The 1668-nt window shown below is 62.9% G+C and carries 2 protein-coding genes; both read right to left on the bottom strand.

All coding sequences use genetic code 11. The features are described 5' to 3' along the window. Positions 1 to 96 precede the first annotated feature (96 nt). Positions 97 to 741 (bottom strand): carbonic anhydrase, encoded by a 645-nt coding sequence (locus JMF90_RS36170; protein ID WP_011545819.1) that lies wholly within the window; start codon positions 739 to 741, stop codon positions 97 to 99. A 383-nt stretch (positions 742 to 1124) separates the two neighbouring features. After that, on the bottom strand, positions 1125 to 1637 hold the full coding sequence (locus JMF90_RS36165; protein ID WP_006478258.1) for a hypothetical protein: 513 nt from the start codon (positions 1635 to 1637) through the stop codon (positions 1125 to 1127). Between the last annotated feature and the right edge of the window lie 31 nt (positions 1638 to 1668).

The raw sequence follows: 1668 nt of genomic DNA, 5'->3' as shown, positions 1-1668 counted from the left end.
CGATGCCGGCGACGATGTCGCGCGGCAGGGTGGATAGGCGCTCGTTCAGTTTCATGGTTGGGGTGGTTTCGTTGGCGTGGAGGGGCAGGGCGCGGGTCAACCGAGCGCGACGGCGGCAGCGCGCTCGGGCTCGGGCTCGGCTTCGGTCGGCGACGCCGCATAGCCGGAATCGAGCTCCTTCAGGCGGCCGTCGGCGAGCGAAAAGATCCAGCCATGCACGAGCGGTGGCCGCTCGCGGCCGCGCACGATCGGCGACGCGCGCAGCAGCCGCACCTGTTCGAGCACGTTCAGCTCGGCGAGGCGGTCGGCGGCGGCCATGTCGTCGAGCCCGTCGAGCGTGTCGCGATGGCGCCGCGCGAGTGCGCAGAGCGGCGCGATGCGGCGCGCGACGTGTGGCAGGTCGGCGGGCGGCGGCAGCAGCGATGCACGCACGCCGCCGCACCCGTAGTGACCGCACACGATCACGTGGTCGACCTTCAGCACCCGCACCGCGTACTCGAGCACGCTGGCGGAATTGTCGTCGTCGGGGTGGAACAGGTTCGCGATGTTGCGATGGACGAACAGCTCGCCGGGCGCGCAGTGCGTGATGGTTTCGGCTGGCACGCGGCTGTCCGCGCAACCGATCCACAGTACGCGCGGATTCTGGCCGCGCGCGAGCGCGTCGAAAAAGCCGGGCGTGTGTTCGCGCGTCTCGCGGGCCCAGGCAATGTTGGCAACCAGCATGCTCTTGGGGCGATTCATGAGGACTCCTTTTTGATAAAGGCAAATAAATATCGAACGAAATGGCGCAATCGCATGCTTTCTAAATTGAAAGGTTGGATTTTCGACTGATATTAGGGGTATGCCCTAGCACTGCGGGTGGGTTGATACAAATTGTTTCAAATTGATTGGGCGTAGTGCATTGCATGCACCAGTGCGACGCATGACATGCCCCGGGCGTGCCTGTTTCCCGCTACGGCCCGCATGACGGGGCGTTCAGTGTATTGCCATCGCAATGTCATCGATCGGAAAAGTTTTCCGTCTTATTCGTTGAATTAAATAAGGCAGCGGAAAAAATGAAATGGCCATTCACGCAATAATTCGTGAATGGCCATTGCGACAATTGCGTATAAATACGCAATCGGTCAGAACAGGGTGCGGCGATCGGGATCGTGCAGCGGGTCCGGTGTTTTCTGCGTGGTGCGCAGGATGCCCTGCGGATCGAAGTAGAAGCTGTACATCATGTACCAGACGTTGTCCTCGAGATACCGGTACGTCCAAACCTCGCGTTTCATCAGCGGGAAGTAGGAAGTCTCGACCGGGCGTCCGAAATTGACGAGGACGTCTGTCTTCGTCCACTTGCCGATCTCCGCGCGATAGAACTCGCTCGGCTGCAGTACCTGGCGCACGTTGACGATCCGGTGGGCTGCGTCGACGTCGGCCGCGACCGTGATTTCGCCCATCGGCTGAGTCGGCCACATCAGGCGCTTGCCGCCGCCGGGCAGGTCGTAGATCTCGCGCGGCGGGCCCATGCGCGCGACGATCGCCGACTCGTCCTGGCCGGCCTGGTATTGCTGCCACGGTTGCGCGCAACCGGCCAGCAGCGCGGCGGCACCGGCGATCAGCACGGGCAGGCGCGCGGGAATGCGAATGCGCATCGGATTCTCCAGAACACGGAAACAAGTCCCG

Source organism: Burkholderia sp. E168m23 (assembly GCF_016586125.1).
GTDB classification, from domain to species: domain Bacteria; phylum Pseudomonadota; class Gammaproteobacteria; order Burkholderiales; family Burkholderiaceae; genus Burkholderia; species Burkholderia orbicola.
This window is presented reverse-complemented; position numbering and strand designations above follow the sequence as displayed.